At 69.9% G+C, this 13,063-nt stretch carries 15 protein-coding genes; 4 read left to right on the top strand and 11 right to left on the bottom strand.

The annotated features are described in order from the left end of the window. Positions 1-47: 47 nt before the first annotated feature. Complete coding sequence (locus tag ACIP6U_RS10835; RefSeq protein WP_401715538.1) at positions 48-314, top strand: hypothetical protein; 267 nt, start codon at positions 48-50, stop codon at positions 312-314. Positions 315-369: 55 nt separating this feature from the next. Here the strand turns inward: ACIP6U_RS10835 and ACIP6U_RS10830 are convergent, their stop codons facing one another. The 9 genes from ACIP6U_RS10830 to ACIP6U_RS10790 form a co-directional block, all read right to left on the bottom strand. Then, positions 370-1,725 (bottom strand): hypothetical protein, encoded by a 1,356-nt coding sequence (locus tag ACIP6U_RS10830; RefSeq protein ID WP_401714955.1) that lies wholly within the window; start codon positions 1,723-1,725, stop codon positions 370-372. Positions 1,726-1,825: 100 nt separating this feature from the next. Beyond that, a complete protein-coding gene (locus tag ACIP6U_RS10825) occupies positions 1,826-2,185 on the bottom strand; it encodes a hypothetical protein (RefSeq protein WP_401714953.1) in 360 nt (119 codons plus the stop codon). Between the two features lie 55 nt (positions 2,186-2,240). Continuing rightward, positions 2,241-3,455 carry a GTP-binding protein gene (locus ACIP6U_RS10820; protein WP_401714951.1) on the bottom strand — a complete coding sequence of 405 codons (1,215 nt, stop codon included), beginning with the start codon at positions 3,453-3,455 and terminating at the stop codon, positions 2,241-2,243. Between the two features lie 6 nt (positions 3,456-3,461). Beyond that, positions 3,462-3,632, bottom strand: a complete 171-nt coding sequence (gene rpmF, locus ACIP6U_RS10815) for a 50S ribosomal protein L32 (RefSeq protein WP_124003158.1) — start codon at positions 3,630-3,632, stop codon at positions 3,462-3,464. A gap of 64 nt (positions 3,633-3,696) precedes the next feature. Continuing rightward, positions 3,697-4,113: a Fur family transcriptional regulator gene (locus tag ACIP6U_RS10810; RefSeq protein WP_401714949.1), complete on the bottom strand. Its 417-nt coding sequence runs from the start codon at positions 4,111-4,113 to the stop codon at positions 3,697-3,699. Then, positions 4,113-4,952 (bottom strand): metal ABC transporter permease, encoded by an 840-nt coding sequence (locus ACIP6U_RS10805; protein WP_401714947.1) that lies wholly within the window; start codon positions 4,950-4,952, stop codon positions 4,113-4,115. The genes ACIP6U_RS10810 and ACIP6U_RS10805 overlap by 1 nt, the downstream gene beginning before the upstream one ends. Then, positions 4,949-5,854, bottom strand: a complete 906-nt coding sequence (locus ACIP6U_RS10800) for a metal ABC transporter permease (RefSeq protein ID WP_401714945.1) — start codon at positions 5,852-5,854, stop codon at positions 4,949-4,951. The genes ACIP6U_RS10805 and ACIP6U_RS10800 overlap by 4 nt, the downstream gene beginning before the upstream one ends. After that, on the bottom strand, positions 5,851-6,765 hold the full coding sequence (locus tag ACIP6U_RS10795; protein WP_401714943.1) for a metal ABC transporter ATP-binding protein: 915 nt from the start codon (positions 6,763-6,765) through the stop codon (positions 5,851-5,853). Before ACIP6U_RS10795 ends, ACIP6U_RS10800 begins: the two co-directional genes overlap by 4 nt. A gap of 5 nt (positions 6,766-6,770) precedes the next feature. Next, positions 6,771-7,733 (bottom strand): metal ABC transporter solute-binding protein, Zn/Mn family, encoded by a 963-nt coding sequence (locus tag ACIP6U_RS10790; RefSeq protein ID WP_401714941.1) that lies wholly within the window; start codon positions 7,731-7,733, stop codon positions 6,771-6,773. A gap of 197 nt (positions 7,734-7,930) precedes the next feature. On the opposite strand from ACIP6U_RS10790, the gene ACIP6U_RS10785 reads away from it, so the two are divergent. Both ACIP6U_RS10785 and ACIP6U_RS10780 read left to right on the top strand, forming a co-directional pair. Next, positions 7,931-8,266: an ArsR/SmtB family transcription factor gene (locus ACIP6U_RS10785; protein WP_401714939.1), complete on the top strand. Its 336-nt coding sequence runs from the start codon at positions 7,931-7,933 to the stop codon at positions 8,264-8,266. Beyond that, positions 8,266-8,982 carry a cation transporter gene (locus ACIP6U_RS10780; RefSeq protein ID WP_401714937.1) on the top strand — a complete coding sequence of 239 codons (717 nt, stop codon included), beginning with the start codon at positions 8,266-8,268 and terminating at the stop codon, positions 8,980-8,982. The genes ACIP6U_RS10785 and ACIP6U_RS10780 overlap by 1 nt, the downstream gene beginning before the upstream one ends. Positions 8,983-9,020: 38 nt before the next feature. Here ACIP6U_RS10780 and ACIP6U_RS10775 read toward each other — a convergent pair whose 3' ends face one another. Further along, positions 9,021-11,021: a heavy metal translocating P-type ATPase gene (locus ACIP6U_RS10775; RefSeq protein ID WP_401714935.1), complete on the bottom strand. Its 2,001-nt coding sequence runs from the start codon at positions 11,019-11,021 to the stop codon at positions 9,021-9,023. Between the two features lie 95 nt (positions 11,022-11,116). Here ACIP6U_RS10775 and ACIP6U_RS10770 point away from each other — a divergent pair, with 95 nt between their 5' ends. Then, on the top strand, positions 11,117-11,506 hold the full coding sequence (locus tag ACIP6U_RS10770; RefSeq protein ID WP_401714933.1) for an ArsR/SmtB family transcription factor: 390 nt from the start codon (positions 11,117-11,119) through the stop codon (positions 11,504-11,506). Here the strand turns inward: ACIP6U_RS10770 and ACIP6U_RS10765 are convergent. After that, the gene (locus ACIP6U_RS10765) at positions 11,468-12,988 is read right to left on the bottom strand and encodes a hypothetical protein (protein ID WP_401714931.1); all 1,521 of its coding nucleotides are present in this window, start codon (positions 12,986-12,988) and stop codon (positions 11,468-11,470) included. The two genes, ACIP6U_RS10770 and ACIP6U_RS10765, sit on opposite strands and share 39 nt — an antisense overlap. Positions 12,989-13,063: the final 75 nt, after the last annotated feature.

Here is a 13,063-nt window from a genome sequence, read left to right as displayed (position 1 = left end):
GACCTGAGATCGTCTGCATCTGCGGCTCCACTCGCTTCGTGGACGAGATGAGCGCGGCGAACCGTGATCTGACTTTCGCGGGTGTCATCGTCGTCGCGCCAGGCGTCTTCCCGCGCGCCGAGGATCACGATGCGGACGAGTTGATCACTGATGAGCAGAAGACCGCGCTGGGCACCCTCCACCTGCGCAAGATCGACCTGGCTGACCGGGTTCTGGTCGTCAACCCGGGCGGGTATGTCGGCGAGTCCACGAGCAGGGAGATCGCATACGCCCACGCCACCGGGAAGCCGATCTCGTTCACCGATCCCTTCTGAGCCTCTGGAACATTCGGGCTTGAGAAGTGAGACAACGGGAGGCTTGTCGGTGACGTCACGGACGGTTGGGTCGGCCGGTGGCGATCTGGAAGGTGTTCGGGCCGATTACGTGAGAACCGGCTTTTATCTTGGTCGCCATCTTGGGCGGCCAGGCGGTCGCGTGGTTCCAGACGATCCCCGCCAGCCAGCTCACTTCGGCATCGGTCAGACCCACAGTGGTCAGGTCGGTGTCGGACGCGTCCAGCGGGATCTCTTCGAGGTGGTGGATGATGAGCTTACCGAGGGAGATGAGATCTTCCACGCTCTGTGTATCAAGGTCTCTGCCGACACCAGACATCAACTTGTCCGCTGCGTCGACGGCTCGGCGCAGGGCGCGGAGCAGGGCCGCGTCGGAGAAGGCGCCTGGGTCGCTTCGAGGTACAGGCGCTCCGGCCGCGGCCGCAAGGCTGTCGAGCTTGTCGCTCAAGTCGTCGTCAAGGCAGCGGAGTTCGCTCGCGAGATCGTGCGCGAGATCACGGGCGTAAGCGAACTCGGGATCGCTGCTGCTGATGGCGTCCATGCGGGGGATCACCAGCCCGGAGGCCGTGGTGACCTCCATGCCCTCTTCAAATCGCTTGACCACGACGTGCGCCCACACGCGTACCGTGATGATGTCCCTGGTCAGCCCTGGGTCTCTGACCGCCCTTAGGGTGCTGACGCTGGTCGTGCGGGGCTGCGGATGCGCCGGTTTGGGCGGGGGCTCTTCTGCCGCACCGGTATTCGGGGCGTCCATGGGCGCGGCGTTGCGGGCGAACACCATCCGGCCCGCGTGGCCGGACGCTCGGCTGGTCGGCACCGGCTTGCCGTCCCGGGCGAGCGCCTCGGCGGTCTCATGGAAGATCGGTTCGATCGTCAGCTCCGGTCCGCGACCGGGAATGCCTCGTTCGACGACGTCGGCGAGGTACTTGGTGAAGTAGGTCTGCGGCGCTGTGAGCGCGTGGTCGGTTTCGAACCAGGCACGGGAGAACTCGCCCGCGGCCGCCAGCGTGTAGGCGCCTGTCCCCCGGGTGAGGTCGGACAGATCACCGGCCGACAGGGTGGGCCGGGCGGCCAGTCCGGCGTAGCAGCAGTCGAGGATCACGATCTTCACGCCGGCGCGGCTGAGTCGCAGGGCGTACCGGACGCTGTCGAACGCAAGGCTGGTGGTCCGCCGCAGCTCGGCTTCCGTCCGGGAATCCACGAGGGCCAGGCACAAGCTGTCGTCCGGGTCCACCTGTCCATGGCCCACGAAGTAGAACAACGCGACGTCCTGGGCCGCGAGGAACAGCTCCACCAGGGCGTGCGGGAGACGGCCGGGGTCCCGCTCGTCGGCGAACACCGAGACACTGTCGGCGGGCCAGCCGCACAGGTCGCCCGTCAGCAGCGACCGCATACGCGCCAGGCTGTGTCTCGCCGCGGGTACCGGCGGCAGATGACCATAGTTTCCCGTGCCGATCAGGACGGCGCGCGACCGTGCCAGGTCCAGACCGCCGTCAGGCATCCGGGGTCTTCTCGATGGCCTTCTCGATCACGGGCGGCAGTTCGTCGAGATTCTCGGCGTTGAGCGTGTACTCCGTGCCGTCAGCGAGCTTCACAGTGAGCGTGAAGCTCGAGCGCTGGGACCGGATGAACTCCGGCAGCGTTCGGATCGCCACCGCCAGCACCCCGCCACTGCCCGCCAGAATCGTCAGGACGTCCGCGGCGCCCTGCTCACCAGGCTCAGGCGATCGCGCGGCCTGCTCGACACGCACCCCGGGGACCCGCTCGACCCATCCCCTCAGCGAGCGTTGCTGCGAGGGGTCGGAAAGCCTGACCTCGAAGCCGTGTTCCCGCTGCGCATCCATATCAGCCATCGCCGTCCGTCTCGACCGAACTGCCCCGCCACCCGGATCGTTCCAGGAACGGCCCCTACCGTGAAGCGTGAACTGGCGCCGGCCTTGGTGCGGCGAGTTCGGGGTGTTCGTGCTCGCAGGTGTCGTCGATGCCGTAGGTGTCCCAGGCGGGGAACGGGTCGATGGGCGGGAGGCTCTCGCCGTCGGTGAGGAGGCAGTTGGTCAGTGCGGCGTGCAGGGTGTCCGATTGCAAGTGTGTGCCGATGAAGACCAGTTCCTGACCGTCGGGGCTGTCGAGGTCGCGGGCGGCGGAGGGTTCGAAGCGGGCGACGGAGCCGGCCTGGGACCACAGGCCCGTCACCCGGGGGCGGCTCGACAGGGTGAAGAAGCCCTTGGAGCGCAGGATCTGTCCGTATGCGCCGCTGTCGAGTTCCTCGGTCACGAACGTCCACAACCGGCCTGGGTGGAAGGGCAGTTGGGAGCGGAAGACGGTCGAGGAGATCCCGTACTCCTCGGTCTCGGGGACGTGGTCGCCGTTGAGTTCCCGCACCCAGCCGGGAGCCTGTTGCGCGCGTTCCAGGTCGAAGAGCCTGGTGCCCAGTACGTCGCCGACCTGCACGCGGCCGTGGACGGCCGGGACGACACGCCCGGCCGGGTTGAGGCGGGTGAGGGTCGCCCGCAGCCGGTCGGCCGACGCCTCGTCGACGAGGTCGAGTTTGTTGAGGACGATGACGTCGGCGAACTCGATCTGGTCCATGAGCAGGTCGCTGACGGTGCGTTCATCGTCCTCGTACTGATCCAGGCCGCGTTCCACGAGCTCGTCGCCGCTTGCCAGTTCGGGCAGGAAGTTGGCGGCGTCGACGACCGTGACCATGGTGTCCAGACGGGCGATCTCCCCGAGGGTGACGCCGTCGTCGCGGGCGAAGGCGAAGGTCGCGGCCACCGGCATGGGTTCGGAGATGCCCGACGACTCGATGAGCAGATAGTCGAAGCGGCCTTCGCGGGCCAGCCGGTCGATCTCCTCCAGCAGGTCGTCGCGGAGGGTGCAGCAGATGCAGCCGTTGGTCATCTCGACCAGGCGTTCGTCGGTGCGGGACAGGGCCGCCTCGCCGCCGCGCACCAGGGCGGCGTCGATGTTGACCTCGCTCATGTCGTTCACGATGACCGCGACGCGCAACCCCTCGCGGTTGCCGAGGACGTGGTTGAGGAGCGTGGTCTTGCCCGCGCCGAGGAATCCGGACAGGACGGTGACGGGCAGCCGGTCGTAGGAGCTGTAGGAGCCGTAGGACATGAACGGTCAGCCCTCGGGGCGCAGCAGACCGCGCTCGTACGCCTTCGCCAGCCGCTGGGGCACCAGGTACGCGACGCCGTCGATGGTGATCGGGACGAGCGCCGGCGTGGTCGCCTTCCACTGGGCGCGGCGGTGGCGGGTGTTGCTGCGGGACATCTTCCGTTTGGGAACGGCCATGGGAATCCTCCTGCTCGATGGGTCGCGGGTCGCGAGAAACGCTACATGAAAATGGATACCATTACTAACTTGACCGGCATCGTGGGCAGAGCCCGGTGAGTTCGACGGTGTGCTCGACCTCCGCGAAGCCGGAGATCTCGGCCACCCGCGCGGCCCAGCCCTCGACCGCCTCGGAGTCGACCGGGGTGCTCAACCCGCAGCCACGGCACAGCAGATAGTGCTGGTGCTCGGGGAACGGGCGGTGGCGGAAGAGGCGCTCACCACCCCGGTCGCGTACGACGTCGGCGCGGTCGGCGTCGACGAGGGCCGCCAGGGTGCGGTAGACGGTGTTGAGGCCGACGCGCGCACCGTGATTCTTGAGTACGTCGTGCAGGGCGCGTGCGCCGACGAAGCCGCCGTGGTCGATCAACGCCCTGACGACGCTGGTGCGTTGGGCGGTGCGGCGGCCGATGAGGTCCAGGTCGTCGGCCGGTGCGCTCATCACGCCTCCGCGAGACCGATGCGGGCCCGGGGCCGGCGTACGGCGATGAGGGCGACCGCGTAGACGGCCGTGGCGACGGCCATGATGGCGAAACTGGGCGGCAGTTGGGGGACGTAGTAGCTGAGGGCAAGCCCCGCCCACATCTCCGCCACCGCGAGCCCCGAGGACAGAGTCAGGGCCTGGTAAGGCCGGTCGGTCAGTCGCTGCGCCGCGCCCGCCGGTGCGGCGAGCAGGCCCAGCAGCAGGAGCGAGCCGACCGCCTGGGTGACCTCGGCCGCGCAGGCGCCGACCAGGACGAGGAACGCGTGGCTCACCAGGCGTACCGGCACTCGGCGGGCCGCCGCCACCGCCTCGTCGACGGAGGCGAAGAGGAGAGGGCGGGCGACAGCGAGTACGGCGAGGCAGATGACGCCCCCTATGACCGCCGCCAACTGCGCCTGGCCGCTGGAGAGGCCGAAGATCGAGCCGAAGAGGACGCTCACCCCGGCGGTGCCGTTTCCGGTGTTGCGGGACGTGGTGTAGAGGGTGAGGAAGAAGACGCCCAGGCCCAGGATCCAGGAGAAGAGACTGCCGATGGCGACGTCGTCGGCGCGACCGCGGCGGCCCAGCGCGCCGAGCACCACGGCGAACAGCACGGTGGCCGCGAACAGACCCAGCCGCAGGTCGTAGCCGAGCGCGAGGGCGGCGAGGGCCCCCGTGAACGCCACATGACTGAGCGCGTCGCCGGTGAACACCTGGGCGCGCAGCACCAGGAAGTACCCCACGAGACCGGCCGCCGCGGCGATCGCGGTGCCGGCCAACAGCGCGTGCACGAAGTAGGGGTGGGTGAAGGCGCTCATGCGACAGCCCCTGCTCGTGCCACGCGATATCGGCCGACGGCTGTGGAGAGCGTGCGCGCCGTGCGGGCAAGGGCGTAGACGGCGAACGCGAAGGTGGTCACGTAGAACCCGATCGGGTAAGGCGAGTAATAGGCGGCGATCAGCCCGGTCCACGTCACCGCGATCGCTATGACCACCGACAGCGCCAGGCTCGTGCCCGGCCGGGCCGTGAGTTGCTGCGCGGCCGCGGCAGGCATCACCAGCAGGGCGAAGACCAGCAGGGTGCCGGTGATCTGACTGGCCTCCGCGGTCGCCGCCCCGAGCAGGACGAGGAAGAGCACGGACAGAGCCCGCACCGGCACCCCACGTCCGGTGGCGACGCTCTCGTCGACGGACGCGAAGAGCAGCGGCCTGCCGATGGCCGCGAGCACGCCGAGGGCGAGAGCCGCCACGATCGCCAGCACGGTCACCTGGTCGGTCGTGATGCCCAGGAAGCTGCCGAACAGAAGGGAGTTGACCCCGCCGAGGAAGCCTTTGTAGAGGGCGACGAAGAGGAAGCCGCAGGCCAGCAGGAAGGCCTGGACCGTGCCGGTCAGCGCCGACTCCTGGCCGCTGCCGCCCGGCCCGGAGCGCGGGATCGCGGCGATCACCAGGGCGCCGCCGACGCAGAAGGCGAAGTAGCCGAAGCCCGCGCCGATGCCCAGCAGCGTCGCGCAGGCCGCGCCGGGAAAGCTGACCACGGCCAGGGTGTGTCCGGCGAAGCTCTGCCGCCGCAGCACCATGAACCAGCCCATCACGGCGGCCAGTACGGCCACGACGGTACCGGCCCGGAAGGCGTTGACCATGAAGGGGAACGCCCAGATCTGCTGGAGGTCGGTCACCGGGTTCCACGACCAACCGGCGCTCGTGTCGGCCCAGTTCACGGGACGCCTCCCGCCGCGTGCCGGTCGGTGTGCAGGGCGGGTGCCTCGGGCTGGCCGACGACGACAAGACGCCCGTCGCTGGTGCGCAGGACCTCCACGGGCACGCCGTAGAGCCGCGTGAGCGTCTCGGTGGTGATCACCTCCCGCGGGCGGCCCGCGACCGCACCGCCCTCGGCGATGTACACCACCCGGTCCAGCCACGCGAGGATGGGGTTCACGTCGTGCGCGACCATGACGACGCTGACGCCCGCCTCCCGGCAGATCCGCCCGATGAGTCCGGCCACCGCGCCCTGATGCGACAGGTCGAGACTGTCCAACGGCTCGTCCAGGAGCAGCAGTTCGGGATCGCGTACCAGTGCCTGGGCGATCAGCAGGCGCTGTTGCTCGCCGCCCGAGCACTCACCGATCGGCCGGTGGGCGTACGCGCTCGCGCCGACCAGTTCGACGACATCGGCGACACGGTCCCGGGCGGCCCGCCGCCGGGCGCTGAACCGGGCGGGCACCGGCAGCGGTACGCCCCAGCGGTCGCCGTCCAGGCCGAGCCGCACGATGTCGGTGCCGCGGATGCGCAGGCTCGCGTCGAAGCTGCGGCGCTGGGGCAGATAGCCGATGCGGTGACCTGCCCTGCCGGGCGCCTCGCCCAGCACACGGACCTCGCCGGCGGCGGGAGGCAGGATGCCCAGCAGCATCTTGACCAGCGTCGACTTGCCGACCCCGTTCGGGCCGAGGACGGCCACGAACTCCCCAGCGCCGACGTCCAGATCGACGCCCGACCACAGGGTGCGGCCGCCGACACGCACACCGGCGCCGCGCAACGACACGACGGGGGAGTGCGGCAGTTGCGGTGCGGTCGGCTGCGGGGGGATCCGGTGCCGGACCGGATCGCTCGGTCGGGAGGTGGCCGGATTCACCGTGCTCACCTGCCCGTCGCCTGCCCCAGGGCCTTCTCGATGCCCTGCAACTGCCGTACCTGCCACGCTTGGAAGGACGCCCCGGCCGGGGTGAGGGTCTCGGTCACGGTGGCGACCGGAATGCCCTCGGCCTTGGCGGCCTTGACCTGGGCCTGTACGTCGGGGGTGGCGTTCTGGCTGTTGTAGACGTAGACCTTGATCTGCTTCTGGCTGATCTGCCGGTCGATCGTCTGCTTGTCCTTGGCCGTCGGGTCGGTGCCCTCGCTGATGGCGTCCAGGAAGGACTCCGGGGTGAGCATCTTCAGGCCGAGGCCCTCGGCGAGCGGAGTCACGATGGACTCCGAGGCGCCGATCGGCGTGTTCGCGTACTTGGCCTTGATGCCGGCGATCAACTTGTCGTACGGCGCCAGGGTCTTGGTCTCGAAGGTCGTCTTGCGGGCGTCGAAGTAGGCGGCGTCGGCAGGGTCCAGCTTCTTGTAGTCGGCGGTGATCTTCTCGATGACCTGGTGGACGTTGTCCGGCGAGTACCAGCGGTGCGGGTTGCCGCCCGGCTTGATGCCCACGAGGTCGCCGACCTTCAGATCGGTGCGACCGCTCTCGGGGTTGGCGGACAGCAGCTTGTCCGCCCAGGCGTCGTAGCCGATGCCGTTGACGATCGTGTACTCGGCGCCAGCCACCAACCGGCCGTCGGCGGCGGTCGGTTCGTAGTCGTGCGGGTCGGCGTTCGGGTTGTCGATGATGCTCTTGACCTGAGCGTGAGCGCCGCCGAGCTGGGAGGCGATGCTGCCCCAGAAGTTCTCCGCCGCCACGACCTTGATGGTCTTGCCCGCCGTCGTCGACCCGGAGTTGGCGGTGTCGGCGGACGAGGCGGTGGAGCAGCCGCTGGTGGCGGCCAGCGCCGCGACGGCGACCAGGCCGCCGGCGAACAGTCGGGCGGGGCGGGATATCGGGATGCCGGCAGTACGCACGACGGGGTCTCCTTGACGGGCTGATGGACCTCACACGCAGGACGGGGCCCGGTGGAGCGGAACACTCACGACCGTAAAAGGAAACGATTGTCACTAGTAGGGGGTCGGTTGATTCAAATGAAAATCATTACGGTTACTTGACCCCAAGTCGGCGATTCAGGATTCCCTGAATTCAGGATCGCGTGTACTGTCGGGCCGTGCTGACTGTTGCCTCTGACATCGACGTGCTGGCCAGGTTCGGACGCGCGCTCGCCGACCCGATCCGCTGCCGGATCCTGCTCGCCCTGCGCGCGGCCCCGGCCTACCCCGCCGATCTCGCCGACGCCCTCGGCGTCTCCCGCACCCGCCTGTCCAACCACCTCGCCTGTCTGCGCGACTGCGGGCTGGTCGTCACCATGCCCGACGGCCGCCGTACCCGGTACGAGCTCGCCGACGAACGCCTCGGGCACGCGCTGGACGACCTGCGCGCCGCCGTGGTGGCCGTCGAGACCGACCGCACGTGCGCCGAGGCCGACGAGCAGGGGTGCTGCTGATGACGGCGATATCCCTCGGGCCGTCCCCGGCCCGCCGCGACCTGCTGGCCCGTCGGATACGTCTGCTGGTCGCCGCGACGATCACCTACAACGTCGTCGAGGCGGCCGTCGCCCTGACCGCCGGCACCCTCGCCTCGTCCACCGCCCTGATCGGCTTCGGACTGGACTCCGTCATCGAGGTCTCCTCGGCCGCCGCGGTCGCCTGGCAGTTCTCCGCGCGCGAGCACGCCGTGCGCGAGGCGCGCGAGAAGACGACCCTGCGCATCATCGCCGTCTCGTTCTTCGCGCTCGCCGCCTACGTCACCGCGGACGCCGTACGTGCCCTGACCGGCACCGGTGAGGCCGAACACTCCGTCCCCGGCATCGTGTTGGCCGCCCTCTCCCTCGCCGTGATGCCGTTCCTGTCCGCCGCACAGCGCCGCACGGGCCGTGAACTCGGCTCCGCCAGCGCGGTCGCCGACTCCAAACAGACCCTGCTGTGCACCTACCTCTCCGCCGTGCTGCTGACCGGTCTGATCCTCAACGCCACCCTCGGCTGGTCCTGGGCCGACCCCGTCTCCGCTCTCGTCATCGCGGGCGTAGCCGTCAAGGAGGGCCGTGATGCCTGGCAGGGCAAGGGCTGTTGCGCGCCCTCCGGTGGGGTGGCGGTCGCGGCCGACGACGCTGAACCGAGCGATGCGTGCGGCTGCCGTACCGGGTGCGACTGCTGCAACTGACTTTCCATCGATACGGCGATGGGGAGGGGACGGAACAACTACACGGTGTCGTCAGTGGAGTTGGTCCACGCGCTCTCGCGCAGCAGGCGCAGGCCGTTGAGGCCGACGATCACGGTGGAGCCCTCGTGCCCGGCGACGCCGAGAGGCAGCGGAAGCGTGCCGATCAGGTCCCAGGCGACGAGCGCGGCGATGAACGCGCCGGCGATGGCCAGGTTCTGGACGACCAGGCGGCGGGCGGCGCGCGACAGCCTCACGACGGCCGGGACGGTGGCCAGTTCGTCACGGACCACGACGGCGTCGGCGGTCTCCAGGGCGAGGTCGGAACCGGCCCTGCCCATGGCGATGCCCGTGTGGGCGGCGGCCAGCGCGGGTGCGTCGTTGACGCCGTCACCGACGACCAGCACCCTGCGGCCCTGCTCCTCCCACTCCCGTACAGCGGCCACCTTGTCCTGCGGCAGCAGGCCGGCGCGTACCTCGGTGATGCCGACCTCGGCGGCCAGGTGGCGCGCGGCGCGCTCGTTGTCGCCGGTCAGCAGGACGGGGGTCCGGCCGGTCAGGCGGGTGAGCGCGGCGACGGTGGCGGCGGCGTCCGGCCGCACCCGGTCGGCGATACCCAGCACGCCCACGGGCACACCGTCGTACAGCACGACGACCGCCGTACGCCCGGCCTCCTCCAGCTCCCGCACCACCTTCTCGTAGGGCTGGGCGGAGGCGGAATCGACGTCAGGGTCGGCGTCGGCGATCGGCAGACGGGCGGGGGAGCCGACCCGGACCGTGCGGCCGTCGACCGTGGCGGTGACGCCCCGGCCGGGAACGGAGGCGAAGTCGGCGGCAGCGGCCAAGGGCAGGCCGTGTGCGCGGGCGGCCGCTACGACCGCGCGGGCCAGGGGATGTTCGCTGGCGTGCTCGGCCGAGGCGGCGAGACGGAGCAGCGTATCCTCGTCCGGACAACTGCCGTACAGCGGGCGGACGTCGGTGACTTGGGGGACGCCCTCGGTCAGGGTGCCGGTCTTGTCCAGCGCGACGGCGTCGATCTGCCCGAGGCGTTCCATCACGACGGCGGACTTGGCGAGCACGCCGTGCCGTCCGGCGTTGGCGATCGCGGACAGCAGCGGCGGCATGGTGGAGAGCACCACCGCGCACGGCGACGCCACGATCATGAACGTCATCGCACGCAGCAGGGACGACCTCAATTCTCCGCCGAACGCGAAGGGCACGGCGAAGACGGCGAGGGTCGCAAGGACCATGCCCACCGAGTAGCGCTGCTCGATCTTCTCGATGAGCAGCTGCGTGGGCGCCTTGGTCTGGGAGGCCTCCTCGACCATCCTCACGATCCGCGCGATCACCGAGTCCGCCGGGTCGCGCTCGACGCGTACGCGCAGGACGCCGGTGCCGTTGACGGTCCCGGCGAACACCTCGTCCCCGGCCCGCTTGGCCACCGGCAGTGGTTCGCCGGTGATGGTGGCCTGGTCGACCTCGCTCGCTCCGTCGAGCACCTGGCCGTCGGCGCCGACACGCTCACCGGGCCGGACCAGGACGATGTCCCCGACCGCCAGCCGCTCGGCCTCGACGCTCTCCTCGCTGCCGTCGGGCAGGAGCCGGGCCGTCGTGGTGGGCGTGAGGTCGAGCAGGCCGCGCACGGAGTCCGCGGTCCGCGCGGTGGCGATGGCCTCCAGCGCACCGGAGGTGGCGAAGATGACGATCAGCAGCGCACCGTCGAGAACCTGGCCGATCGCGGCGGCGCCGAGCGCCGCGACGACCATCAACAGGTCCACGTCCAACGTCCTGTCCCGGAGCGCCTTCACCCCCGCCCAGCCCGGCTCCCAACCACCGGTGACATAGGCGGCGGCGAACAGCGGACCCCATGACCAGGCGGACGCGCCCGCCAGGTACAGCGGCAGAGCGAGCAGGAACAGCAACAGTGCCGAAAGTGCCCACCGGGCTTCCGTCAGCATGAGGATGCGGGTGCGCCGTCGTGGAAGGGCCGGTCGTGGACCTGTGAGGGCCGGCGCCGGTCGCCGATCCAGGATAGAAGGCATGACAAAACGACCCTTCACGGGCGGACGGGGGAACGGCTCCTCACCATACAGGAACATATGAACAGGTCTTCAAGTGTCATGAGTACGATGGCCGCATGGGCCACGGAACCGACGCCACCACCAGTGCCACCACGCGCGAGCGGCTCGACGCGGTCGGCACCGCCGACGTCGCCGCCACCCTCCAGGCCCTCGCGACCCCCTCGCGGCTGCACATCCTGGCCCGGCTCCAGGAAGGCCCCTGCTCGGTCGGCGACCTCGCCGACGCCGTCGGCATGGAGGCCTCGGCCTGCTCCCACCAACTGCGCCTGCTGCGCAACCTCGGCCTGGTCACCGGCGAGCGGCACGGGCGCTCGATCGTCTACGCCCTCTACGACAACCACGTCGCCGAACTCCTCGACCAGGCCCTGTATCACGTCGAGCACTTGCGACTGGGTGTCCGCGACGCGTCACCGGCCGATCTGCCCGAGCCGGTCGCCGCGGACTGAGACCGGCGACGGGTCGTGCTCGCGGACATAGACGGTAACTCGCGCTCCGTCGACCCGAGTTGTTCCGTACTCGCGGAAGTGGCGTCGCAGGGTGCTCGCTTTCGCTTCGTCCTGCGGGGTGGTCGGCGAGTGCGCGCCCGCCGGCAGGCGAACCGCGACGATCCGGTCGAACTCCAGCATGCGTGCCGCGATCTCCCGGGCGGGAACCTCGACACCGTCAAGGGTGTTGGACGAAGCGGGGTCCTGTGCCAGGGCCAGATCCGTCAGGAAACGGGTGTCCTCGGGGATGGCCGCGGTCCAGGCCCGGTACCGGTCGGAGAGATAGAGCAGCCCGTCGCCGGGACGCCCGTCGTTGCGGATGGCGGCGCCGACGGCGGTGACGTTGTTGGTCCGGCTCTGGGGCGTCCTCAGCGACAGGCTCGGCTGGACGAGCGTGGCCAGTACGGCGACCGCCGCGATCCAGGCGTAGCGGGAAGTCCACCGTCGCTTCAGGAAGTGGTCCATCCAAGCGCCCATCAGCAACGCGATTCCGATGCTGCTGTAGAGCACGTACCGGTCGACGAAAAGGGGCTTGACCAGTGAGGCGATGAGCAGCAGAAGGCTCGGAAGGACGACAATCGGGACCGCCAGCACGGACAGCCGCACGGGACCTCTCGCCGCCACGGGTGCCAGGGCACATGCCACGCCCACGACCGCCACGGCCAGGACATCGGGAAGCCGCACCGGTCCCTCGATCCAGGACACCTGCCCCGACTGCCCCGCACTGCGGATCGCCAGCGGCAGCAGCCCGGCCACGACGCCCGCGGCAGCCACACCCCACGCCCTCAACACCGCTCGCGGAACACGGGAGATGGCCAGGGTGACGCCGTGTGCGACCAGGGCGAGGACCGCGAACTCATGGAGCAGACAGGCCAGCAGCATGGTGGAGCCGTAGACCGCCCACCGCCACCGGGAGCGCTGCGGGACGCTGACCACGAGCGCATAGGTGGCCCAGGTGACCAACGCGCAGACCATGGCGTACGAGCGGCCTTCCTGTGCGTACTTCTGCACCTGAGGAAGGAGCGCGAACACCAGCCCGGCCAGAAGCCCGGCACGGGGTCCCGCCAGGCGCAGCCCCAGCAGCCCAACTCCGCTCGCGGCCAAGGACATTGCCAGTACGGACGGCAGCCGCAGCGTCAGCAACCCGGCGCCGAAGAGACCGAAGATCTCATGCATCACGGCGTAGTGGAGGGCATGGACCAGATCGACGTGCTGGGCGGTGCGCCATATCTGTGAGAGGTCGCGGTGCGCGAGCTGATAGGTGATGGCCTCGTCCCCCCACATGGTGTTCTTCCGGCGGATACCCCAGAGCCCCAGAGCGATGGTCAGCGCCAGGGGTGCGAGGACGACAACGGCCTTGGCCGGGCCGGGTGATGGTCGACGGGCAGGGACCGGAGGGGAGACCGTCCTGGCCACGACGGGGTGACGTTGATCAACGGACATCGGCGACAGGGCCTTTCAGCAGCGGTGAAGAAGCGCCGCCAGCGTGCCGGGACCTCGGTGACCGGAGGCTGATCC

It is taken from the genome of Streptomyces sp. NPDC088794, assembly GCF_044750545.1.
GTDB lineage: Bacteria > Actinomycetota > Actinomycetes > Streptomycetales > Streptomycetaceae > Streptomyces.
Note: the sequence above shows the minus strand (reverse complement) of the source record. Positions and strands in the feature narration are given on the sequence as shown.

What these genes read in the sequence shown, in the direction of transcription:
- ACIP6U_RS10835 (WP_401715538.1), top strand. Translation starts at nt 48, where the DNA reads ATGAGCGCGGCGAACCGTGATCTGACTTTCGCGGGTGTCATCGTCGTC.
- ACIP6U_RS10830 (WP_401714955.1), bottom strand. Translation starts at nt 1,725, where the DNA reads ATGCGGTCGCTGCTGACGGGCGACCTGTGCGGCTGGCCCGCCGACAGT.
- ACIP6U_RS10825 (WP_401714953.1), bottom strand. Translation starts at nt 2,185, where the DNA reads ATGGCTGATATGGATGCGCAGCGGGAACACGGCTTCGAGGTCAGGCTT.
- ACIP6U_RS10820 (WP_401714951.1), bottom strand. Translation starts at nt 3,455, where the DNA reads ATGTCCTACGGCTCCTACAGCTCCTACGACCGGCTGCCCGTCACCGTC.
- rpmF (WP_124003158.1), bottom strand. Translation starts at nt 3,632, where the DNA reads ATGGCCGTTCCCAAACGGAAGATGTCCCGCAGCAACACCCGCCACCGC.
- ACIP6U_RS10810 (WP_401714949.1), bottom strand. Translation starts at nt 4,113, where the DNA reads ATGAGCGCACCGGCCGACGACCTGGACCTCATCGGCCGCCGCACCGCC.
- ACIP6U_RS10805 (WP_401714947.1), bottom strand. Translation starts at nt 4,952, where the DNA reads ATGAGCGCCTTCACCCACCCCTACTTCGTGCACGCGCTGTTGGCCGGC.
- ACIP6U_RS10780 (WP_401714937.1), top strand. Translation starts at nt 8,266, where the DNA reads ATGACGGCGATATCCCTCGGGCCGTCCCCGGCCCGCCGCGACCTGCTG.
- ACIP6U_RS10775 (WP_401714935.1), bottom strand. Translation starts at nt 11,021, where the DNA reads ATGCCTTCTATCCTGGATCGGCGACCGGCGCCGGCCCTCACAGGTCCA.
- ACIP6U_RS10770 (WP_401714933.1), top strand. Translation starts at nt 11,117, where the DNA reads ATGGGCCACGGAACCGACGCCACCACCAGTGCCACCACGCGCGAGCGG.
- ACIP6U_RS10765 (WP_401714931.1), bottom strand. Translation starts at nt 12,988, where the DNA reads ATGTCCGTTGATCAACGTCACCCCGTCGTGGCCAGGACGGTCTCCCCT.